We start from the raw sequence: 22,480 nt of genomic DNA on the forward strand, positions 1-22,480 counted from the left end.
GAACACACATGTAACCCTTAAGGAAGTGAAATGACTAATCTCGACGAGGCCCAAAATTTTCACGCACTCGTTGTTGGTGGCAGCGGAGTGACTGGCCAAGCACTGATACGAGAGCTCGTAGCCCGGGGGTGGCGGGCCACGAGCCTTTCGCGTTCACAGATGGTCGAGATAGCTGGTGCGAAAAGTGTTCTCACCGATCTCACTGACGCGGATGCCGTTTCTGACGTCCTCGCGGGCGACACGTTTACGCACATTTTCCTCTCCGCATGGGCACGTCGGACTACTGAGGCTGAGAACATTTTGGTGAACCGTGCGATGGTCCATAACGTGCTTGAAGCAACGGTGCCTAGCGGAACTGTGCGACATGTCGCACTTGTAACGGGCTTGAAGCACTACTTCGGGCCCTTTGAGGCGTTTGCGGTGGACACCGTTCGGGACACACCATTCCACGAAGATGAGCCCCGACTCGAGATCGACAACTTCTACTACGCGCAAGAGGACGAGCTCTGGGGGTACGCTGACAAGTTCGGTTTTGGCTGGAGCGTGCACCGATCGCACACGATCATCGGTAGCGCACTCGGTAACGCGATGAACATGGGACAGACCCTCGCTGCACAAGCTGCAATTTGCCGGTTTGAAAAAAAGCCATTCGTTTTTCCCGGTAATGAGGCGCAGTGGAATGGCATCACGGATATGACCGATGTCGGTATTTTGGCGCGGCAAATGATCTGGGCCTCTTCGACAGTTGGGCTGCCCAGCCAAGCGTATAACGTTGCCAATGGTGATGTATTTCGTTGGCGTTGGATGTGGCCACGTATCGCGGAACTGCTTGGCGTCGAACCAGAGGGATATTCAGGAGAACCACGGCCGCTTGAAGTGCAGATGGCTGGGAAAGACGATGTTTGGCATGAGATTGCAGAACGTGAGGGTTTGGTTGAAGCGGAAATCAACAAGGTGGCTTCTTGGTGGCACACCGATAGTGATCTCAACCGCCCAGTCGAGTGCTTCACCGACATGTCACGCAGCCGGAGTGCAGGATTTCTAGACTCAATAGACACTCTGTCATCTTTTGCGAAACTCTTCGACAGCCTTCGCGCTTCGAAGGTTATCCCTAGTTAATAGTCGAGCTGTCCGTGCACTCTGGATACTGCAGTCGTGTGCTGCGCACGGGATCGAGGTGAGAACCTCCCTGGGGCTGACCATTGCTGGTCGGCCCCAGGGAGGTTCCTGTGCATTGAGTGCGCATACGCACATTTTCGTAGTTAGGTACGAAACTGACGTAGCACGTCGAGCATATCCAGAGGATCGGCGTTGGTTTGAGTTGTTTCTTCCATATGTTCCTGCACTCGGTCAGTCTTTCTGGCTTCGGCTTGGCGGCCAACGACGTACCAAATACCAACTGCTGCTTGATCCGATTTATTACTGAATAGATGCGGTTTCTGAGAGTCAAACACGAACGCGTCACCACTGTGGATTGTGTGTACGTCAAATTCAATCTGGAGCTCAAGTTCTCCGCTGATCAAATAGACATGCTCGACACCGAAATGGCGCATGAGATGGCCTTCAATGGAACTAGAGCCACCCGGGTGGTACGTCACGCGCAGTGCCTCGACGTCGGTGCCGTCGAGGACGGGGAGCCGCTCCCATCGCACTCCGTTTTGCATCTCTAGGGTGGGGAACCGACCGGCTCTTTGGGACAGAAAAGACTGCGTACGGCTGCTTGGAAACGTTTGGGCGCTATCAACGGGAACATCCACCAAGTTCGTCTCGGCTTTTTGGCGCCCGAGCAGGACATCGGTTGAAATTCCCAGTTCTGAAACGAGCGCGTATAGTGTGCTCACCGATGGCTTAGTTTTTCCGGTTTCAACTTGAGAGAGCAAGCTCGGAGAGACGCTAATCTTGGCCGCTAGCGCACGCAGGCTTAGTCCCTTCTCTTCACGAGCTTGCCGAAGGAGAGGCCCCATCAACTCTGACGGGTGGACTGAATCGATGCTCATTTGGGTAAATCTTTCTAGTGGCCTGCTGGCCCGTTGTGATGCGGTTGATTCGGGTGTGAACAAATTAATTGGGTCATGCAATAGCTATTCATAGCCCGTTGTCAGTAACACCAGATTACTTGGCTGGGCTTGAAGTTTCCGCGATTCGATCATCAGAGCGATTTCAAGGGTCCGGCGATTGTACGGAACACCAGCCTGGGCGCGAGACACAATTTCTCCATTAATTTCATGGATCTCTGCTCGGCGACCCTTTCGCCAGTCCTGCAGGACGGCGGTTAGCGTGTTGGGGCGTGTATAGTCCCGGAGAACCGCGTCCAGCAAGTCCCTAACGTAGGTCGCCCTCGCCGGAGTATCAGTGTTTGTCTCGGCAAAAATTTCAACAATCTCATGCCCGTTCGCCAGAGCTGTGTCAAGCGCTTCTTGACCTGTCTTCACCATGAATTCGTACATCCCTGGCAACGAGGTGGCTTCCGCTAGAGGCAAATCAAGAACAGCTGACGTGACAAGCTCACACGCGTTAGCAACCAGCTTCATCCATTTCGCAGATCGGATGTCGTCGATGACTCGGGTCGTTGCCGCTGATTCCAGGACTTCCGCAACCCAGGCCGCACGGGCTCGTGATACCGGTGTTTCACCGCCGAGCGCTAGCCACATTGGCGCTTGCTGCTCTATGGTGGCGGGTGTCATCAGGTTGGAGGCCACCTCGATGACCGCACCTACGGAGCGGTCCAAGCCAAATGTTTCAGCCACGACATCGAGCGTAAGACCGTTCTGCACGGCGACTACGGTTCCGTTATCGGAGAGATACGGGAGGAGCAATTCGCAGGACCATCGTGTGTCGTATGCCTTGACTCCCAATACGATGAGGTCGTATTTCATTGCAGGGTGAGCTAATTCACAAAGATGCAAAGTTTTGACTTGTGAGATTTGGGTACCTTTTGGAGTCGTTACGGTCAACCCGTGACTGCGTATCGCCTCGATATGTGCCGCCCACGGGTCGATTGCTGTGACGTCCGCTCCAGCATCCGCGAGAGCCGCAGCAATAGCACCACCGTTCGCGCCGGCGCCAAACACCGCAATGCGGACCTTCAGTGAGGGAGTGAAATGCTTGCTAGAACTCATAATCGACAATGGACTTTTCTGACACTAGGTCCCCAACGGTGTCAAGCACGGCTCGGTGATGGGGGTGAACTTGGTATTCACTGAGTTCTTGAAAAGAGTCGTGCTCCGTAATGAGTACCGCATTCCAATGGCCCTCGACTGATCCATTGTCGATGCCGAATTGCAGAAAACGGACGCCGGGCACTGACGCGGCGAGAGGTTCGAGAGACTCACGAAGCTGACTTGCAGCTGCAGACTTTCCTTCCGCAGTTTCGGCCTTAAACTTGAACGTAACGACGTGTCGAATCATTGGCTGTTCTTTCCTTAGTGAGAATAGTGAAGTAGCGCTTCGCGCATCAATTCCGCGTTCTGGATTCCTGGTGTGAGCTTGCCGTTTTCAATGTCTTGCCCAATGCGAAGAATGTGCTCATTGACGGGGGTGGGTACGCCAAATTGTTGACCGAGTGTCACGATGTATCCGTTGAATGCGTCGAGCTCGGCGCGTCGACCCTTCATCCAATCTTGTAAGACAGCAACACGAGTGTCTGGCAACGAGAAGGATTCGAGAACTGCATCGAGTAGGTCGAGTGCGTACTGATAGTTGTTCGGGACCTCAGCGGAAGTCTTTCCAAATATGGGAAGCATTGTGATGCCCGCCTTGAGCGCGAGCGAGTAGGCCTCGCGCGAAGCCTCGTCCATTACTTTTCGAATTCCTGGTACCTGAACGGCACTCAATAAGGGCATGTCGAGGATTGCCGAAGGCAGCATCTCGGGGATATTGGCGATGAGCTTCATCCATTTCGAAGACCGGATATCCGTCGAGATTTCTGCAGTGCCAGCGTGGCTCAGAATCTGGGCGACGGCCTCGACCTGCGGAGTCACAGTGCCGTTAAACGAACCGACCGTGAACCACGTACCCTCACGTGGAATCTGGCGATCAATGACACCAGGGGTGAACATGTTCGCGGCAATACCGAGTACGACCCCTACTGAGCGATGCTCCCCGACAACTTCCGCGACAGTGTCAATCGTCATCCCGTTCTGAAGTCCCGCGACGATTGAGTTCTCATGAAGGAGCGGCTCGATCAGCTGTGTAACCCAGCGAGTATCGTAGGTCTTAGTGGAAACAAACACGAAATCGAAGGGATCGCGCAGCTCAGCGACTTCGCACAGGTGCAGCGCATTCACTACAGAGTGTTCTTCGGAGCCATCAGGGAGCCTGACGGTTAGCCCGTTTGCTTTCATCGCCTCGACATGCGCGGGCCACTGGTCGATAAACGTTACATCGATGCCAGCGCGAATAAAATCGGCTCCTATGGATGCGCCATTGGCACCCGTGCCGAGGACTGCAATCTTTTGGTCGCTCATGAGCTTCCCCCTTTGGAAGTTGTACAGCTACAATAAACGAAAGCATACATGGGGGCTATTCAAGGGGGAATAGATGAACAGTGAAGTCCCGAAAACTAAGCTGCGCGTTGCAGTATTGGGCACTGGTGCAAACGGCTCGATTATAGGGTCCGACCTGGCTGAATCTGGTGTCGACGTGTCGTTTATCGATCAGTGGCCGGAGAACATCGAGGCGATTCGAGAGCACGGAATTCGTGTGCAGCTTGGCGAAACGACTCGGACGACTTCGGTTGCCGCGTATCACCTCTGCCAAGTATCCCAGTTCAGGGAACCGTTCGATGTCGTCTTCCTGGTTTCGAAGGCCTATGACACGAGCTGGATGGTGGAATTAATTAAGCCGCTTCTTCATGCAGACTCTGTCGTAGTCGGGGTGCAGAACGGGATGACCGCTGACACTATAGCTGAGCGTGTCGGCTCCGAGCGCACTCTTGGCGCAGTAATCGAGTCAACTGCCGCAATGTACGTCCCCGGACTCGTAGAGCGCCACTCAACTCCCGACCGCTGCTGGTTCGCGGTCGGCGCGATTGATCCGGCGGCGGCGCATCATGTTTCGGTCGTGGCGGACTTGCTGAGACGCGTCGGGGTTGTCGAAGAGACTGATGACATCCAGTCTGCTAAGTGGATGAAACTCATCCTAAACGCGGCAGAGCTTGTGACCTCGGCCGTCTTGGATCTCTCAATCGCCGAATGTGCACGGTTCCCTGGGATGCGCGAATTTATGCTCGGCGCTGGCGATGAAGCGATTGCTGTTGCGCAGGCTGTCGGCTACGAGATCCGCCCAATCTTTGGCATGGAGGGTGACAATGCCGCTGACCCCGCTAGCTATGTCGCGACGGTTCTCGATGAGCTCGTTGAAAACTACATTCTGCCGCACTCTCGTTCGACTGTGCTGCAGGACTGGATGAAGTACCGTCGAAGTGAAGCGATCGAGCTGAACGGTGAAGTGGTGCGCCGCGCGAGCGAGCACGGTCTGGCTGCGCCGATCAATCAGGCTGTTACTGAAATTGCATTGCAAATTGAGCGCGGTGAACTTAAAGCGGGTATCGAGAATTTCGCACTACTGGAGGCTCGGGTAGCGGAGCTCCGGGAAGGCGTGAGCGAGAAAGTGCCGGTTCCTATCGAAGTGCCGGTGAAGCGCAGAGTGCACAGATAGCGAGCGCAAGTGGGCCCAGCAAAGCATGGCTGGGCCCACTTGCACTTCCCGATAACGAGTCGGCTAACCAATGAACTTGGGACCGCGGCGAATTACTTCGGCAATGATTGACCAATCACCGTCAACGAGGTCGGGGTCGTTGATTGCCTCCGAGTACATGTCTCGCATTACGGGGGCGGTGGGAAGGACCGCACCAAGCTCCTCCGCAGCTTGCTGCACCAGCGTGAGGTCCTTGAGTCCGAGCGGAACTGGAAAGGCCGCGGGTTTATACGAGCGCTGAGCGATGATTTTTCCGTAGCCAACGTAGGCGGAACCGGTGAACGCTGCATCGGTCAGAATGTCAACGAAGGTTTCCGAGTCAATACCACCGTGTTCGACAAGTGACAATGATTCACCGAGTGCTTGCATCGCATGGATGAGGTTATAATTGACGCCGATCTTGACCAGGCTCGCTTGTTCGGGATCCTCCCCGACGTGCCAAGTTTGTTTACCGATGTGTTCGAGGATAGGGCGAGCTTGGTCGACGAGTGCTGATGGACCAGCCGCCACGATGTTGAGTTGTCCAGCTGCCGCAACATCCGGACGGCCAAGGACGGGCGCGGCAACGTATCCCACATTGTGGGTGTTATGGAGGGATGCCAGTGTTCGTGTCTGTTTCAAGCTGACTGTTGCCATGTTGACGTGAATCTTGCTGGACGCTTCCGTCAAAAGTGCGTCGGTGAACGTTGTCTCGACTGCTTGGTCATTCGACAGCATCGAGAAAACAATGTCGGACTCGGCGAAGACCTCCTCCACATTCTTTGCCCGGATTGCGCCTGCGGCCACTAGCGCATCTGCCTTATTGGGGCTCCGGTTCCATACTCGAAGTTCGTAGCTTGCGTTGAGTACACGCTGCGCAATGGCCGAGCCCATGTTTCCGAGCCCGATAAATCCAACTTTGGTGGTCATGTAGATCCTTTTCTTCGGTGGCACTAACGAACCGTGCAATTAGCGATGAGTGGACTCATCGCCATTGGGCGCAGCCACTCACCGACTTTGGCAAGCCTTGAGTCTGAGACTGCTTCAGGGTCAAAATTCGGTGACTAGTCGTTCGTCACTTTGCTGCTGAGTATCCGCCGTCAGCCAGAATCGTCTGCCCAGTTATTGCTGACGCATCGTTTGACGCGAGGAAAGCGACAACCTTCGCAATCTCTGCTGCCTTCATTAGCCGCCGCTGGGGTACTTGCGAGATCCAAGTGTCCACCGTGGTGGGGTCTGCAGCACCCACACCTTCGAGAATCGGGGTAGCGGAGTATCCTGGAGCAACGGCGTTGACACGCACGCCGTGTGGCGCCCATTCGACACCGAGCGTGCGAGTAAGGCCAATGATCGCGGACTTCGACGCGTCATACGCGATGTGGTTTTCTGGGCGTGTCGCGGCAAATGCTGCGATGGAGGAAATGTTCACAATGGCGCCTTGAGTTTCGATGAGCGCTGTGCCGAACTCGCGACATGCGATGAGTGTGCCGAGCAAGTTGATGCGCAGTACACGGTCCCAATCTTCAGTCGTGGCTTCGAGGGTTGCAGAATCCTCGGTAATCCCTGCACAGTTCACAAGGGCATCAACACGACCTACCTCATCAAGAGCCGTCGACGCGAGGACTGCAATTGACTCGGGCTTTGAAACATCGACCGGAGTAGCGAGCGCAGTGACGTTTTGATTTGAACTAATGGTATTAGCCGTACGTTGAGCGGACTCAATGTTGATGTCTGCGATGACAATTGCATGTCCACGAGACGCGAATTCTTCGGCGACTGCGGCTCCGATTCCCTGAGCTGCACCTGTGACAACGGCTACCTTCTGGGACTGATTTTGCTTAGTCAAAGTGTTCTCCTTAGTGCTTCATGACAGTCGGTTAGGCAGTAATGAATCCACCATCGATTACTAGCTCGCTGCCTGTCATGTAGCTAGATTCATCGCTAGCGAGGAACAGAGCGCCATAGGCGAGCTCTCGGGGACGACCGAGTCGCTTCATTGGAGTCGAGGCGACTATGCCAGCTGTGATTTCTGTATCTTGGGCTTCGATCATGGGCGTCGAAATGATGCCAGGGTGCAACGAATTGCAGCGGATGCCTTTGTCTGCATATGAGAGGGCAACATTTTTGGACATCAGGCGCACTGCGCCCTTACTTGCAGTGTATGCGGCCACGCCGGCTGCGCCAACGATGCCCCACATAGACGAAACATTCACGATGTTGCCTTGGCCCGCCTGAATCATGTGGGGGAGGACAGTTCGAATGCCATAGAATGTTCCATTTAGGTTGAGGTCGATGATTCTGTTCCAGTCATCTAGACCGATACTGTGGATCGGTTCATAAGATCCAACACCACCTGCATTGTTCAACAGCACATCGACTCGACCTTGCTCGGATATCACTCCGTCGACAATGCGCTGCCATTTGTCGAGATCGGTCACATCATGCTCCACAAAGTGGATGTTCGGGTTCGAAAAAGAATCAGTTGGTGCCTTGACATCGACCATGTAGACGGTGGCGCCTTGCTCAGCGAAAAGTTCGACGGTTGCCCGGCCAATTCCTTGACTGCCACCCGTCACGATCACGATCTTGTTGGCTAGTCTCATAGCGTTCACCTCGTTGTGAAGTTCATGTTGGTGCGAAATGCATGTGTTCGCTCACGCTACACTATTTTGTGCAATTACGGTCCATGAAGTTCACGCTCGGCTGCGTGCGCCACTACGCTTCTGGCTAGGTGGAGACGGCTTTCATGAAGGTAACTTGTAGGCATTCGCAGGGCTCATGTCGAGTTTCCGAGCACTTCTGCTGGGCCGGGGGTGTTGAGTGGTACTTAGATACTGTTCACTTATGATGAATTTTTAGGGTGACACCGTGGCAAGTACTAGTTATAGTGAACGGACTGACCCGCGCTGTGGGGCAAGGGTCGATTAGCAAAGGAGCTAATTAGTGGTGAATCGACTTAAGGTTGGTGTCCGGAAACGTATCGATAGTTCGGTAGCTGGTCCTATTGGTAGGACGTCTTGCAGTGGTGGTGTTGAAGGGACCAATTTTGTCAGCTCTGAGTTTTCCAGTGAAAATGCGGGGCTCCGATGAGGCGCAATCAACTGGGTGAAACTGGCCTTGACGTCTCAATCCTTGGTTTCGGGACAGCACCGTTTGGGCAGCTATTTGGGCCGGTGTCGTTTGAACAAGCACGCAAGGCATTACTGCGTGCACTGGAACTGGGCGTGAATTTTATTGATACGTCTCCATATTACGGAGACGCTGAAGAGCGCCTTGGCAGGATGGCCGGAGAAATCCCTGACGAAGTCCTCATCGGGACTAAAGCCGGACGATATGGAATCGATGATTTCGATTTTTCTCCTGAGCGGATTCGTTCAAGTGTGGAGAACAGCCTGCGAGTGTTGAAACGGGACCGAATCGATGTATTTCAACTCCATGACATCGATTTTGGGGACCTAGACCGAATCCTGAGTGAATCGTACGACGAGCTCGTTCGGCTTCGGGATGAGGGAAAGGTTCGAGCGATTGGGATGACGTGCTATTCCATTGCAACGAGTCGCAGAGTTCTACTCGAAACAGACGTCGACGTAATATTGAACTTTGCGCACGGGACGCTGCTCGATGACTCGCTCTCGACTGAACTTTCGCCCATTGCGCGTGAGAACGGGACAGGAATCATTAACGCAGCGGCAGTGGCGCTCGGTCTACTTACTCCGAAAGTTCTCGAGTCATCTGACCAAGTACCCGACTCCGTAGACTTGCAACCGGTGGCAACTCGAGATGCTGCTCGAAATATGGCGGTCAGAGCCAAAAAATCAAATGTTGACATCGCTTTTCTGGCGAACCAGTATTCGACACAACAAGTTGACTGCGACACCACGATTATAGGTACCACCAATATCAGACACTTGGAAGACGCGGTGAGGGCAACCGAATCTGAGCTAGATAGAACGCTCATCGAAGAAGTGCTGAGCTATCGATTGCCAAGTCGGAGCCATCAGTGGCAAGTCGGGATACAAGCCAACGACGTCTGGAATTGGTAGAGACGAAAGATTTCTCACGGGATACATAAGTTTGCTGCGATTAAGACTAATAAGGGACAAAATGGCGCAATCACAATCACTGCCAAAACTGATCGCGACGTGTTGGACGACCGCCGGCGATGCAGCGCCTCAAGTGGGCAACGAGCGTAGCCCGATTGACCTCGCGACGCGCATTGAAACAGCTGCTGAAGCCGGTTGGTCGGGTTTCGGAATCGTGCATGCCGACCTCGTCGCGTTCCGAGAGACTCACAAGAACTATTCTGAGTTAGCAAGAATGCTGAGTGACAACGGCATGGAATACGTTGAACTTGAGTTTCTGGGTGACTGGTGGAGCGAGGGCGCGAGTCGTCGAACTTCGGACGTCGTACGTGCAGAACTCTTTGAAGCTGCAGAACAGCTAGATGCGCACGCGGTTAAAGTTGCACCGCAGACAGACGGCGCAGAAGTTGCCAAGGATCAGTTCTTCGCTGAGTTTGACAAGCTTGCGACAGAGGCAGGCTTGAGAGGTACTCGAATTGCTCTTGAAACGATGCCGTTTGCAGCGAACATGCAAACACTTGAAGACGGAATCGCTCTCGTGTCTGAGGTGGGAAATCCTTCGGGGGGACTTTGTGTCGACATCTGGCATGTCGCTCGCGGCAACACTGACTATCAAGTTATTCGCGATAAGTTGCCCGCCGAGTACATCACCGTCGTTGAACTCGACGACGCTGCTTCGGAGCCAATCGGGTCACTCTGGGACGACACCGTAAACCATCGATTGTTGCCTGGCCATGGGTCTCTCAATGTTCCGGAATTTATCAATGCCATTCGAGCAACCGGGTACGCCGGGCCATGGGGCGTCGAATTGATTTCGGCTGAGCATAGAGCGCTCTCAGTGGTTGAAGCAACGCAAGCGGCCTACGACGCCACAGTCCGGACCTTTGTTGAAGCGGACCGACTCGTTGGCAACACCTAGAACACTGGTAGCTCACTCATTCAGACACGTACGCGCGATCAAATGTCGATTTGGTCAATTAGATCACTAATAGAAGGAATTCCATGGTTAATAGACTTGAAGGTAAGGTTGCGCTCGTAACCGGGGCAGCAAACGGAATGGGAGAAGCGATCTCTCGGCTATTCGCGTCCGAAGGAGCCACAGTAGCGCTCACGGACATGACGGAAAGAGGTGCTGATGTTGCCGCTGAGATTCGAGAAGCTGGCGGCAACGCGGAGTTCTGGCCGATGAACGTCACTGATGAGGATCGCGTGGCTCAGGTAATGAGTGAAGTTTTTGAGCGGTTTGGTGCACTCAATGTGCTCATCAACAACGCGGGAATTTCAGGACCAAATGAACCGACCGACCAAGTCGAGTTTTCAGAATGGCAGAAGGTCTTCGGCGTCAATGTGGGAGGTCCCTTTATTTGCACGAAACACGCCATTCCATACTTCCGCAAGACGCCCGGGCAGAAGAGCGTAGTGAACATGTCATCGATATACGGGCTTATCGGAAATTCTGACGTACCGGTATATCACGCGACAAAAGGTGCGGTTCGAATCATGTCGAAGACCGACGCGATCACGTACGCGCCAGAATCTATCCGAGTCAACGCCGTCATGCCAGGTACCATCCTGACGCCGCTCAACATCGAAAAGGGGAAGACACTCCCGGGTGGAGTTGAAGCCTACTTGGACAAGATGCGTGGCGAACACCCGATCGGAGAACTTGGCGAGCCTGAAGATGTGGCGTACGCGATGCTATTCCTTGCCTCGGACGAGTCGAAATTTGTCACAGGCGCCGAAATCGTTGTTGATGGCGGCTATACGGCTCAGTAGCCAATTTTGAACGAGCCACCTGGAGTAGCAGACGTCGAGCAATCTAGCCGGAACAGTAGCCCAAGCGGTCCGTAGCAATCAGTCCGCATGCCGTCGCTTTGCGGAATAACACCTAGCGTGCCGTGAAAAATTGAATGCAGCAGTAAACAGCTTGTGATTAGTGCAACTGATCGCTAGTGTGTACTCTAACTAAACAACTTGATCGAAGGTTGTTAGTCCAATGCGTATCTTTCACAAGGAAGTGACCTATGCAGCGTAATCATGCAAGAAGAATCAAAGTCGCAAGTATCGTGGCTGCGGGCACGCTCCTGCTTACCGCGTGTTCCGGGGACGGTGGGGCAGGCGGGACGGAAAGCACCCAGAGCGACCTTCCCGAATCTGTTGATCTTCAGGGACAAACTGTCGTATCGCTATTTACAAGTCTTAATAATGACTACTATTCGAGCTGGGATGATGGGGCAAGGGACGCAGTTGAAGCGTTCAACGGGAATTACGTTGCTCTTACGAATGAGGGAGATCCCGCCACGCAGATCTCTCAGTTCCAGCAGCAAGTTGACGAGGGCGTGAAGATTATCTTCGTGACCGCGCCGGACCCTTCGAGCGTCCCTGAGATGGCTCGCATCGCTGAAGCGAACGATGTTTGCTTTGCCAATTTTTGGGAGCAGGACCCGTGGGTTACGCCCATGGACTCTGGCGACAGTTATGTCACGTACTTGAGTCCAAACTCAGTGCAGGCTGGATATGAAACTGCAACGGCCCTCTTCGAAGAGATGGGTGGCAGCGGTAATTTCGTTCACCTAACGGGACACCCCGGTGGTATCCCGGACTACCAGCGCACCCTAGGCGTCGATATGGCACTGGCAGAATACCCGGGCATTACGCTGGTCGACCGACAGCCCGGTGAATGGAACCGTGAAGACTCGCGTACCGCAATGGCAGGAATTATCTCCCGTTTCGGCCCCGATATTGATGGTGTGTTTGGGCAGAATGATGATGTCGCAATTGGAGCTCTCAATGCGCTTCAAGAGGCAGGGATCGAAGACGTGCCAATAACCGGCATGGATGGTAATGAAGGCACTATCGACATGATTGAGTCGGGTGATATCTGGGGTGCGTACTCTTCAATTCCACAGTGGTCGGCTGGATTTACTTTTGTTCAAGCCTTGGACTACTGCCAAAGTGGTGAGACCGCGGCCCCGCTCAATCGACAGTTGTGGACCGGTGGAATTTTTGTAACCGCGGAGAATGCCGCCGAATATAAGGAAACCTATCTTTCCGGAGACCTTCCATTTGACTGGGTAAAGATGAGTAAAGTTGCTTACCCCGATGAATGGGACCCACAGAACAAAGTCGAAATCATGAACATGGAAGAAATGTGGGCGTATACAGGAGATGAGGATGTCGATTTGAATCCTGATTACCTCGCGGATCTGCCCAATGCCGACACACTCAACGCCGAGTGGGACGACCACTGGACACTTCTGCGGCACGATTCGGAGTGACTGACTACGGGACCATGACCAAAAAGTCATGGTCCCGGGTATACGCGGTCGACTATAGATCGATTGAACACGATTTTTTGAAGAAGGACGCCTCCAACTGATTGCCATACGTTGGCATAAGTATCGGTGGTGTCTGCCTACCCTGAAAGGCACATAATATGGCTACGACACAGACTCAAGCCATCGCTACGGAAATTGAGAAGGTGGAAAAGCGACAGAATTTAAAGTCGTTAGGTTTACCAATTGCGGCAATTATTCTACTGCTAGCGCTCTTCTCCATACTGAGTCCTACATTCTTGCAACCACAGACATTCATTACGATTCTTCGAGAATCCTCTGTTCTCTTAGTGGTCGCGGTCGGCGTTACATTCGTCATTCTAATGGGAAGCATTGACCTTTCCACAGGGGCCACTGTCACTTTGGCTGGATTAGTCGCCGCCAGTGTCGCAAAAGATGGGAACCCTATCGTAGCAGTCACGGCAGGAATCGTAGTCGGGCTGATCATTGGGCTCGCCAATGGAGCGATGACTGCGTACTTGAAAGTGCCAAGCTTCCTTGTGACATTGGGGATGTCGCTAGTCGTAACCGGTGTGGGACTGTGGCTAGTCGGTGGGCGTCCCGTTCAGATATCCAATCAGGGCTTTCGCTGGATCGCCCAGGAACAATTGCTCTGGATTATCCCCAATTTGGTAATTTGGGCGCTTGTTATATGGGCAGTAGCTGCTTTTGTTGGTACGCGTACCCGTTTCGGCAGATATACGTTCGCGATCGGAGGCGCGGAGGAGGTGAGCGCCTTGGCTGGTATTCCTATTCGGCGGATAAAAATGTATTCACTTGCGTTGGCGGGTATTTGTGCGGCCTTGGCTGGTGTTTTGCTTGCTTCTCGCATAGGCGCGGCTACGCCCGGGATGGGAGATGCACTCACGCTAGACGCTATCGCAGCCGTTGTCATTGGTGGGACTGCGATCACCGGAGGAGTAGGTGGAGTGCCGAGAACTGTCCTCGGCGTACTCGTAATCACCATTCTCACCGTAGGTCTGAACTCGATGGGTGTGCAGCCCTTTTTGCAGAGCATTATCCAAGGAACTGTCGTGATCGTGGCCGTGGCTCTTACCCTTGATCGCGGCAAGCTCGCAGTTATTAAGTAGCGCGCAATTCACCGGAGGCAACACTAATGAATGATGACAAGCCGATTCTTGCTGCGCGTGGCCTTGATAAGAAATTTGGTCCGGTTCATGCTGTCAAGGACGTTGATCTGGATGTACGGGTTGGAGAGATACTTGGCCTAGTTGGTGAAAATGGAGCGGGGAAATCAACACTCCTTTCAATGCTCAGTGGAACTTTGAGGCCAGACGCAGGAACGATTAATCTGAACGGAACGGAAACTGAATTTGATTCGTACCATCAGTCGACGTTAAATGGTGTATTCCGTGTATTTCAGCACCAAGCGCTTGTGCCGAATATTACTGTCGCGGAGAATGTATTTCTTGCGCAGGAAAAGCAATTTACGAAATTTGGACTCCTGGACCATAAGCGTATGGTCGCGGAAACGCGTAAAGTATTCGAAGACTTCGGTGTTGAACTCGATCCGAAAGCAACTCTCAGTAGCTTGAGTTTCGCCGAGCGACAAGTGGTCGAAATTGTCAGGTGCCTCGCACAAGCACGACTGCTTGGCGTCGAACATCCTGTTATATTACTTGACGAACCGACCAGCGCACTTACAAGGGGGCAAATCGATTTCTTCTTCGACTTTGTGAATCGAATTCGGAATCGATCCGCTCAAGTATTCGTATCGCATCGATTGGAAGAGATCGTTGCTTTGTGTGATCGCCTAGTGGTCTTGAAGGATGGCGCCGTTGTTGCGGAGAACTCGGCACCGCGAGAGTTGGATGAATCGAAGATCCATTCAATGATGGTCGGCCGTGAAATCAGTATGTACGCTCGCACTCACGTGAAGCGGGACCATGGCGAGAAGGCCCTAGAACTTGCAAATTTCACTAGCTCAACATTTCACGATGTTTCGTTCGAGATAGAGAAAGGTGAAGTTATTGGGGTGGCGGGTGTAGTCGGCTCTGGGAAGTCGCATCTTGGTCGTGCAATTTTTGAGTTGGGTGAAGGGTGCTCCGGCACCATCCTCATCAACGGAGAAGTCCCAAGAAACACTGGTCCGCGTGCAGGTATACGTTCGTCAGTTGGCTACGTGCCGACCGAGCGACATCGGGAGGGCATCGTTATGAGCCTAAGTGTTGCTGAGAACCTGTCACTTCCATTTATCGGTGCAGCAATTGGTGGGAATGTGGTTGATACTCGTAAAGAATATCGCGAGGCAAAATCTGCAATTGAGAAGCTCAAGATAAAAACTCCCAGCGCCCGAACATTAATTCGAAACTTAAGTGGAGGTAACCAACAGAAGGTGATTCTGAGTAGGTGGCTTGCGCTTGAATCGAAGCTTCTCGTTCTCGACAATCCAACCAACGGTGTCGACGTCGGGGCCAAGGGTGAGATTTACGAAATTATCGACCAATTGGCGGCATCAGGCGTCTCCGTGCTGCTCATTAGTGACGATCTTCCCGAACTATTGATGATGTCTGATCGTGTTTTTGTGATGAAGGACGGCACGATTAAGTCTGAACATCATGTTAATGCGGAGAAAGAACTCTCCGAAGTCGATCTTGTTTCGGAAATGGTCTGATTGTTCAAACCTGTGAAGTTTACTGGTGCCGAAAACGAATCTAAGAAACTCGGCTTCCTGTAGATTGAAATAGCTTATGGGGCTCGCAACAATGAGAGTACAACGACGTGCCGAAAATACCGACGAACCGAAAGGAAACAAATGGATCTTAATTTAGAAGGTAAGAGAGTTCTGGTAACGGGCGGGGCCTCGGGAATCGGTGATGCAATTGTTCGAACTTTTGCCGAAGAAGGTGCAATTGCAGTCTCCGCGGATATCAACGAAGCCGGATTGAATCTGCAACGGGGTCAGCTTGCAGAGAAAGGTGTCGCCTCTCATAGCATTACTGTGGATCTTTCGACGGAAGGTGGCATTAGTAATATGTTAATGCAGTGGCAGTCATTATTTGAAAACGCGCCCGATATTGTCGTTAATAACGTCGGTAAAGGTGTGCTGCGCACAATGGAGGAGACTTCCGATGAGGAGTTTCACCGAACACTTGAGCTTAACCTTTTCGCCGTGGTCCGTACCGCACGAACCTTCTTGCCAATGATGAAAGCCAACGGGGGTGGTGCAATGATTTCGATTACGTCAGACCTGTCTCGACAGCAAGAAGACAGCATCACTGACTACGCCGCTTCCAAGGCAGCGGTCGCTGCTGTGTCGAAGTCCCTTTCGCGACTTTATGCTCCCACTATCCGAATTAACTGTGTTGCTCCGGGACCGATATACACACCCTTCTGGTCAGATGAACAATACGGCTGGCAGAAAAATGTAGAGGCCGCATATGGCGAGGCCGGAGATGCAGCACTCCAAGCCCTTGTCAATGATCGCGGTATCCCACTCGGAAGAATGGGCACTCCTCAAGAAGTTGCGAACGCTGTCGTCTTTCTCGCCTCTGATCGTGCTGGCTTTACGACTGGCGCCACGATCGGTGTTGACGGCGGCAGTATTCGCTCAATTTTCTAGTTGAAAGGAACCTTGAACCATGGAGATCCGACGTCGCGATCGTGCACTTGTGGAAGAGCACCACGGCACTATTGAAACCCTGTTTTTCTACGAATTTGAAGAGCTCCGCAGTCAGACGCAGGGTGGATATCTAGAGTTTGCTGATGAATTTCGATTGAAAGCGGGCGAGGAACTTGAGCCACATTCGCATAATTCGGATGAGTTCTATTTCATTTTGAGTGGCGGTGGAACTATGACTATCGATGGTGAGCAAGCTCATGTTGAACGTGGCGAGCTTGTCCGGATAAAGCCGAATCTCATCCACTCCATATCTGCCGACCAGGGCGAAGATATCGTTGCTTTCGCATTTGCCATTAGTTATATGGCTGAGGATCAGTTGGGCTACACGGCGTATCCGAAAGACGGCAGCGACCCGAAATTTGTTCCGCTTGGGACATAGGCAGTGAACTTGCATTGGAGGTCGTTGCTTCAATGGTTCCGCCAGAAACTTTAAACGAATAAGAATAAGAAGGGCAATTATGTCGGATAGTAGAGTTGTTTTTATCACCGGTGCGAGTGGTGGCCAGGGCAGAGTCGCAGTGGACCGTTTTGCGCGAGAAGGCTATCGCGTCATCGCTGCTGATCTCAGCAGCGATGCGGTCGAAGGGACGCGCTCCGAAGTGCTTAGAGACCTTCCGGAGGCTGAAATTCTTGCGCTAGCAGTGGACCAGTCTTCGCAGGAATCGCTGCAGGAGGCGGCGAACCGAGTGAGAGAATGGGCAGCACGTATCGACACTCTCGTTCTCTTTGCTGGCGTGCTTCAGCGCGAAGGCAAGCCCGTATTCGAGCTTCCTATCGAGGACTGGGATCGCGTACACAACGTCAATCTGCGTGGTACTTTCCTCGCTTGCCGGGAGCTTGGTCCGCTTATTCCAGAGAACGCCGGTGGATCGATTGTCACCATCGCTTCATGGTGGGGGCGCGAAGCGCACGGCCCATATTCGGCATACTGCACGTCGAAAGCCGGCGTGATCAGCTTCACTCACACTCTTGCGCGTGAGCTCGCAGAGAAGGGTATTCGTGTCAACTGCGTTGCTCCAGGCAATATCGACACCCCGATGCATCGCCATGGACTGCAGAGTGAGGCCGACGAGCGTGGAATCTCCTACGAAGAGATGCGCGACATCGAATGGGGCAAGATTCCACTCAAGATCGCGGGCCCAGCGCACACGATCGTGGATGCTGCCTTCTTTTTGGCTTCTGACCAAGCCTCATACATGACGGGCGCGACTCTCGACGTAAATGGTGGCGTAGTGATGGTCTAGTCGATTACGGATCTAGAAATGGCGGCTGGACTTTGACTGATCTGGCCGCCATTACTTATCGTTCACGATGACGCAGGTCCAGTCGACTCGCGTTTCACCTGACTTGGACCTCTCTTAGTGTGTTTTGAACCTGGCCAGAATTTCGGTGATCTCCTCCGGTACTTCGGGCACCGCGAGCAGTTCGTGCCCGTTGATCTCGATTCTCGCTTCACGCAACGGCCGTAACTCGCGAACGAATTTCTTGATCGACCAGCCCGTGACCGCTTGAATATGCCTGGCGACCGCCAGCGCGCAGAACACGATCGTCAAGTGCGCTTCGATACTGTCACGCGTGTGGTGATAAATCGGACGGGCCTGGAGATCGCTTTTCGTCATCCGGAACGACTGCTCCACGTGCCAGAGATCGTGATACGCCGCGATCACCCCGGCACCACCCAGCCGTTCCTGACTGAGGTTCGTGACATACCCCTTCAACCCGGCGATGCGTTGGGCACGATCGTAAGTCTCCTCGTCGAAGGCTTTCTGCCCACCGCTGGTCTTCACGAACCGGGCCTTGTGGACCGGCTTTTCACCCGCGATTTGCGCGAGGGCACGGTTGCGTTGCTGGTTCAGGGTACGGTTATCGCGCACGAACCGCTTCTTCGACCACTGGTACACGACCCGCTTCTTCGACCACTGGTACACGACCCGCCACTTCGTCCGCTGTTTGCCCAGCGTGGTCGTCGTTTCGACGATCTCACCATCACCGAACAGATCACCGCGATGTTCGAACCGGTCCGCGAGATCCAGCGGCGCTTTACTGGTACGCGAACCCACAATGAACTTGTAGTCGGCGTCTGCCAACGCGAGCAGGTTGTCGTTCGAGAACATGCCCGCATCCGCGACCACAATAATGTCGTCGAGTCCGTGGCGGGCTTTGAACTGTTCCAGGATCGGCACGATCGTGCGGGTTTCGGCTTTGTTGCCTTCGATGGAACCTAGGCGTTGTTGGTAGTGGTGTTCCACGGAGTTGGTAGCCAGATTCTTGCTTGTCCAACTCGATGGAACACCGCTACCGAATACCCCTATCTTCCACCTTCGAAACACCCGATCTCCAGCGGGTACCCAAACCGGTCCACGAGCAGACCGACGACGATTTGTGGGTCGACGCGGCGTTCTTTGGAGAACCCCACTTTGCGCAGGTCGTCCTCGTCTTCTGCTTCAAAATATAAGGTTTATGCCGATGTTTCAGTTATGCCGATATCGGTGTGAATTGTCCTGATCACGTGTGGGATCGACCGCCGCGTTATCGGCATAACTAGAGTCCGGAAAGCCATTCAAGGATCTCTGGTTCCGGGCGGAAACGCCCTGTGGGGGTGTTCGGTGGTCGTGTTCGATCGATCGCGGCTTGTTTGATGGTCATGTCGGCGTGGAGGTAAGCGTCGGTGGAATGGGTCTGTTGATGACCTAGCCAGAGCGCGATCACGGCGATGTCGACTCCTTCTGCGAGCAGAGTCATCGCGGTGGTATGACGCAGCGTGTGCATCGTGACGTGTTTCTCGGCCAGGGTGCCGCACTGGCGTGCCGCGGTAGCAACGTGCAGGCGGAGGCGATGTTCGAGGGCATCGCGAGAAAGGTGGTCCCCGTGAGGCCCGCAGAAGAGCGCGTGCCCGGGCCGGGTTTCTCGTTCTTCGAGGTACTCGGTGATCACGCAGAGGGTGGTGGCGGTCAGCGGGGTGCTGCGGGTTCGGCGTCCTTTGCCGGTACAGGTGACGTGCGGGGCGGTGCCCAGGTGCACATCGGCAGAGGTCAGCGCGCAGAGTTCGCTGATGCGCAGGCCGGTTTGGATCGCGAGGACCAAGAGTGCATGGTCACGTCGACCGATCCAACGACGGCGATCTGGAGCGGTGATGAGCGCGTCGACTTCGGCGGGAGTGAGGAACTCGAGCATGGGTTTCGGTGCGCGTTTCGATGGAATCATGAGGACTCGGGAGATGGTATCGGCATGGTCCAACTGGTTGACGAGGGCGTGGCTGAGGATTGCGCGGATCGCGCAGAGTCTGCCGTTGCGGGTGGCGATACTATTGCCGCGGGTGTGTTCGAGATCATCGAGGAACGCGGTGACGTTGTCCGCGTTCACGTCGCTGAGATCGATCTGGCTCGGTGTGGTGCCAGTTCGGGTCGCGAGATATGTGAGTAGTAGCCGCCAGGTGTCGCGATAGGCGGCGATGGTGTTGTCAGAGAGATTGCGTTGGGTTGGCGCGAAGGCCGCGAAATAGGTCTGCAGTGCCGTGGTGAGCGTGTTCATGATTGCGACTGTTCATGGTCGAGGCGTCCGGCTGCGGCCGCGAGGAGTTCGGGGACCGCGGTCAGATACCAGTAGGTGTGTGCGGGATCGGTGTGCCCAAGCCACGTAGTCAGCAGTGTCAAGGTGCGTGCGGGATTTCGGTCGTGTGTGTAGGCCGCGATCATGTGCCGGGTGGCGAAGGTATGGCGCAGGTCGTGGAGACGGGGCCTTCGCTGGCCGGGCGGGGTCAGTGAGAGCGACTCGGTGAGCGCCGCGAAGTGTTGCTCGATGGTTTCGCTGACGAATTGGCTACCGCGGTGATTGACGAAGATCGGGCCCGTCGCCGACGGGCTGGTTGCTTGTCGGGCAGGGTGGCGTAGGTACCTGAGGAGGGTTTGCGTGGTGGTGGGGTCGAGTGGCACGAGCCGGTCGCGTGGTGTTTTCGTGGCGCGAACCAGGAGCATGTGTTCGGTGGTGTCGAGGTCAGGGACGGTCAGGCGCAGGGTTTCGCCGATGCGCAGGCCGGTGGCGGCGAGGAGCCCGATGATGGTGTGCATCGTGATCGTGACGCGAGGGTGCGGGAAACAGGTTGCGCAGGCTTCCAGGAGTCGGTCGAGATCGGCTTGCGAGTAGATGTAGGGCGTGCGCCTGGTGGTTCCGATCGGCAGCAGACGTGTCGGGATGATGGGCGCGTCGAGATCGTTGGCGTGGAGCCAGTTCGCGAATTGACGTACGGCACTGAGCCGTTGGGACTGGGTGGACGGGAGGAGATCTGGCTGGTTTCGTGCCCAGGCGATGGCGTGTTCGATGGTGAAGGATTCAGCGGGATGGGTGCGGTCGAGCCAAGCCAGGAATTGTCGGAGGCGATACTCGTTCATGGTGAGCCGGAACCCGAGGGCGCGTCGTTGCGCAAGATAGTGATCGAGGTGGTTGTGGAGGTTCATTGTGGCAACTTTCCGAATGAGACGGTCAGCGTGCGGAGCGAGTTGATGTCGCTGCGCGCATAGGTTCGGGTGGTGGTGACGGTGGCGTGGCCGAGGAGTTCTTGTGCTTCACGGAGCCTGCCGCCGGCAGCGATGATGTGCATTGCGGCAGTGTGTCGGAGTCGGTGTGCGTGGACGGCGCCGAGTCCTGCGGCGTCGGCGCGGTGAGCGACGATGTCAGAGATCCCGGCGCTGGTGAGCGCGTGTGTTGGTGGTCGAAGCCGCACGAACACGGCCCGGTCGGTGCTGTTGAGCGGTCGAACGCGTAGCCAGTTGACTAGCGCTTGTCCCACGTCGTCCGGGATTGGGAGCGTCAGTCGGCGTTGTTGTTTTCCCACGACGGTGAGTCGTCCGGTAGCCCAGTGGATATCGTCGAGTGTGAGTGTCGCGGTTTCGCCGGCCCGCAGTCCGAGTCGTGAGAGGACGGTGATCACGGCACGATCGCGGATTCCGGTGACGCTGGTTTCCGGGCATGCGGCTAGGAGCATATCGACCTGGACGGGAGTGAGGCCTTTGGGGAGTGTGGCGGGGGAGGTTTGTGGGCGGAGTATCCCGGCTGCAGCGTCATGATCTATTCGTTCGGCGGTGTGTGCCCAGCGCAGCAGTGATCGTGTCGCGTCGACAAGCGAGGATTGTGATGCTGCGGCAAGGCGAGGCGCACGCGTAACGATGAACGCGTTGATCATCGAGACCGTGCACCGTTCCCACGCAATGTGTTCGTCAGTGTCACAGAGCGAGGCGACGAACTCGGTCACCCAGTTTCGACGATGTCGGATACAGTCGGCGCTGATACCGCGAATGTCGTGCTGCCATTGTCCCCAGTGGTCGAGTTCTCTTGCCGCGATTTGCGGGACGGGCGGGGTGGGTTTATCGATCGGTGGACGAGGCCGTTTTCGGTCGGGCGGGCAGTCGTTGAGGTAGCCGGCCTCGACCAGAAAGCGACGCAGGGCTGATCGTCGTTGCTGTACGAGTGCGTGTCCTGGAGTTCCAGGACCGTAGTCATTGGCAAATGCTTCAAAGACAGTGGTCGTCATTGCCGGTAGGGAGAGGTTGTGGTCGACCATCCAGGTGCTGAGTCCCCTGGCGACGGAGAGGATCTGTGCGACCATCGCCGGGCGATAGTGTTCGGTCGCCAGCCAGGTGGTGAGTTGGTCGTGGACGACACCGGACAGTGGCCCACGCATCATGGTGGGCATGATTGTTTCCATGAGGGGTCCCTTCAAATAATGGAATATTTGAAGAGTCACACCC

At 54.7% G+C, this 22,480-nt stretch carries 21 protein-coding genes and 1 pseudogene; 11 read left to right on the top strand and 11 right to left on the bottom strand.

From position 1 onward, the window contains the following. Positions 1–30 precede the first annotated feature (30 nt). Positions 31–1,119, top strand: a complete 1,089-nt coding sequence (locus tag ACTHXA_RS02795; protein ID WP_441669138.1) for an SDR family oxidoreductase — start codon at positions 31–33, stop codon at positions 1,117–1,119. 143 nt (positions 1,120–1,262) lie between these two features. Here ACTHXA_RS02795 and ACTHXA_RS02800 read toward each other — a convergent pair whose 3' ends face one another. The 4 genes from ACTHXA_RS02800 to ACTHXA_RS02815 form a co-directional block, all read right to left on the bottom strand. Next, positions 1,263–1,997: a helix-turn-helix domain-containing protein gene (locus tag ACTHXA_RS02800; RefSeq protein WP_441669140.1), complete on the bottom strand. Its 735-nt coding sequence runs from the start codon at positions 1,995–1,997 to the stop codon at positions 1,263–1,265. A gap of 84 nt (positions 1,998–2,081) precedes the next feature. Further along, positions 2,082–3,119, bottom strand: a complete 1,038-nt coding sequence (locus ACTHXA_RS02805) for a ketopantoate reductase family protein (RefSeq protein ID WP_441669142.1) — start codon at positions 3,117–3,119, stop codon at positions 2,082–2,084. After that, positions 3,109–3,408: a Dabb family protein gene (locus ACTHXA_RS02810; protein ID WP_441669144.1), complete on the bottom strand. Its 300-nt coding sequence runs from the start codon at positions 3,406–3,408 to the stop codon at positions 3,109–3,111. Before ACTHXA_RS02810 ends, ACTHXA_RS02805 begins: the two co-directional genes overlap by 11 nt. A 14-nt stretch (positions 3,409–3,422) precedes the next feature. After that, complete coding sequence (locus tag ACTHXA_RS02815; RefSeq protein ID WP_441669146.1) at positions 3,423–4,466, bottom strand: ketopantoate reductase family protein; 1,044 nt, start codon at positions 4,464–4,466, stop codon at positions 3,423–3,425. A 73-nt stretch (positions 4,467–4,539) separates the two neighbouring features. On the opposite strand from ACTHXA_RS02815, the gene ACTHXA_RS02820 reads away from it, so the two are divergent. Beyond that, positions 4,540–5,658, top strand: a complete 1,119-nt coding sequence (locus tag ACTHXA_RS02820; protein ID WP_441669148.1) for a ketopantoate reductase family protein — start codon at positions 4,540–4,542, stop codon at positions 5,656–5,658. A gap of 63 nt (positions 5,659–5,721) precedes the next feature. Here ACTHXA_RS02820 and ACTHXA_RS02825 read toward each other — a convergent pair whose 3' ends face one another. The 3 genes from ACTHXA_RS02825 to ACTHXA_RS02835 form a co-directional block, all read right to left on the bottom strand. Further along, on the bottom strand, positions 5,722–6,606 hold the full coding sequence (locus ACTHXA_RS02825) for an NAD(P)-dependent oxidoreductase (RefSeq protein WP_441669150.1): 885 nt from the start codon (positions 6,604–6,606) through the stop codon (positions 5,722–5,724). A gap of 145 nt (positions 6,607–6,751) precedes the next feature. Beyond that, positions 6,752–7,522, bottom strand: coding sequence for an SDR family NAD(P)-dependent oxidoreductase (locus ACTHXA_RS02830; RefSeq protein ID WP_441669152.1), 771 nt, complete (start codon positions 7,520–7,522; stop codon positions 6,752–6,754). Between the two features lie 31 nt (positions 7,523–7,553). Continuing rightward, positions 7,554–8,279: an SDR family NAD(P)-dependent oxidoreductase gene (locus tag ACTHXA_RS02835; RefSeq protein ID WP_441669154.1), complete on the bottom strand. Its 726-nt coding sequence runs from the start codon at positions 8,277–8,279 to the stop codon at positions 7,554–7,556. Positions 8,280–8,762: 483 nt separating this feature from the next. On the opposite strand from ACTHXA_RS02835, the gene ACTHXA_RS02840 reads away from it, so the two are divergent. The 9 genes from ACTHXA_RS02840 (at position 8,763) to ACTHXA_RS02880 (ending at position 17,980) form a co-directional block, all read left to right on the top strand. After that, positions 8,763–9,719, top strand: coding sequence for an aldo/keto reductase (locus ACTHXA_RS02840; RefSeq protein WP_441669156.1), 957 nt, complete (start codon positions 8,763–8,765; stop codon positions 9,717–9,719). Between the two features lie 61 nt (positions 9,720–9,780). After that, positions 9,781–10,677 (top strand): sugar phosphate isomerase/epimerase family protein, encoded by an 897-nt coding sequence (locus ACTHXA_RS02845; protein WP_441669158.1) that lies wholly within the window; start codon positions 9,781–9,783, stop codon positions 10,675–10,677. 83 nt (positions 10,678–10,760) lie between these two features. After that, on the top strand, positions 10,761–11,534 hold the full coding sequence (locus ACTHXA_RS02850) for an SDR family NAD(P)-dependent oxidoreductase (RefSeq protein WP_441669160.1): 774 nt from the start codon (positions 10,761–10,763) through the stop codon (positions 11,532–11,534). Between the two features lie 248 nt (positions 11,535–11,782). After that, positions 11,783–13,036, top strand: a complete 1,254-nt coding sequence (locus tag ACTHXA_RS02855) for a sugar ABC transporter substrate-binding protein (RefSeq protein ID WP_441669162.1) — start codon at positions 11,783–11,785, stop codon at positions 13,034–13,036. 158 nt (positions 13,037–13,194) lie between these two features. Next, positions 13,195–14,184, top strand: coding sequence for an ABC transporter permease (locus tag ACTHXA_RS02860; protein WP_441669164.1), 990 nt, complete (start codon positions 13,195–13,197; stop codon positions 14,182–14,184). Between the two features lie 26 nt (positions 14,185–14,210). Beyond that, on the top strand, positions 14,211–15,728 hold the full coding sequence (locus tag ACTHXA_RS02865; protein ID WP_441669166.1) for a sugar ABC transporter ATP-binding protein: 1,518 nt from the start codon (positions 14,211–14,213) through the stop codon (positions 15,726–15,728). A gap of 141 nt (positions 15,729–15,869) precedes the next feature. Further along, on the top strand, positions 15,870–16,676 hold the full coding sequence (locus tag ACTHXA_RS02870; RefSeq protein WP_441669168.1) for an SDR family NAD(P)-dependent oxidoreductase: 807 nt from the start codon (positions 15,870–15,872) through the stop codon (positions 16,674–16,676). Between the two features lie 19 nt (positions 16,677–16,695). Beyond that, a complete protein-coding gene (locus tag ACTHXA_RS02875) occupies positions 16,696–17,115 on the top strand; it encodes a cupin domain-containing protein (protein ID WP_441669170.1) in 420 nt (139 codons plus the stop codon). A 79-nt stretch (positions 17,116–17,194) separates the two neighbouring features. Next, entirely contained in the window at positions 17,195–17,980 is a 786-nt protein-coding gene (locus tag ACTHXA_RS02880) for an SDR family NAD(P)-dependent oxidoreductase (protein ID WP_441669172.1), read from the top strand. A 114-nt stretch (positions 17,981–18,094) separates the two neighbouring features. Here the strand turns inward: ACTHXA_RS02880 and ACTHXA_RS02885 are convergent. The 4 genes and pseudogenes from ACTHXA_RS02885 to ACTHXA_RS02900 form a co-directional block, all read right to left on the bottom strand. Further along, a pseudogene (locus tag ACTHXA_RS02885) lies at positions 18,095–18,949 on the bottom strand (IS1634 family transposase); the annotation flags it as partial. Between the two features lie 328 nt (positions 18,950–19,277). Continuing rightward, on the bottom strand, positions 19,278–20,267 hold the full coding sequence (locus tag ACTHXA_RS02890; protein WP_441669174.1) for a tyrosine-type recombinase/integrase: 990 nt from the start codon (positions 20,265–20,267) through the stop codon (positions 19,278–19,280). Next, positions 20,264–21,190 carry a tyrosine-type recombinase/integrase gene (locus tag ACTHXA_RS02895; RefSeq protein ID WP_441669176.1) on the bottom strand — a complete coding sequence of 309 codons (927 nt, stop codon included), beginning with the start codon at positions 21,188–21,190 and terminating at the stop codon, positions 20,264–20,266. The genes ACTHXA_RS02890 and ACTHXA_RS02895 overlap by 4 nt, the downstream gene beginning before the upstream one ends. Next, positions 21,187–22,437, bottom strand: a complete 1,251-nt coding sequence (locus ACTHXA_RS02900) for a tyrosine-type recombinase/integrase (RefSeq protein WP_441669178.1) — start codon at positions 22,435–22,437, stop codon at positions 21,187–21,189. Before ACTHXA_RS02900 ends, ACTHXA_RS02895 begins: the two co-directional genes overlap by 4 nt. Between the last annotated feature and the right edge of the window lie 43 nt (positions 22,438–22,480).

This window comes from Gulosibacter sp. (assembly GCF_052090685.1).
Taxonomy (GTDB): domain Bacteria; phylum Actinomycetota; class Actinomycetes; order Actinomycetales; family Microbacteriaceae; genus Gulosibacter.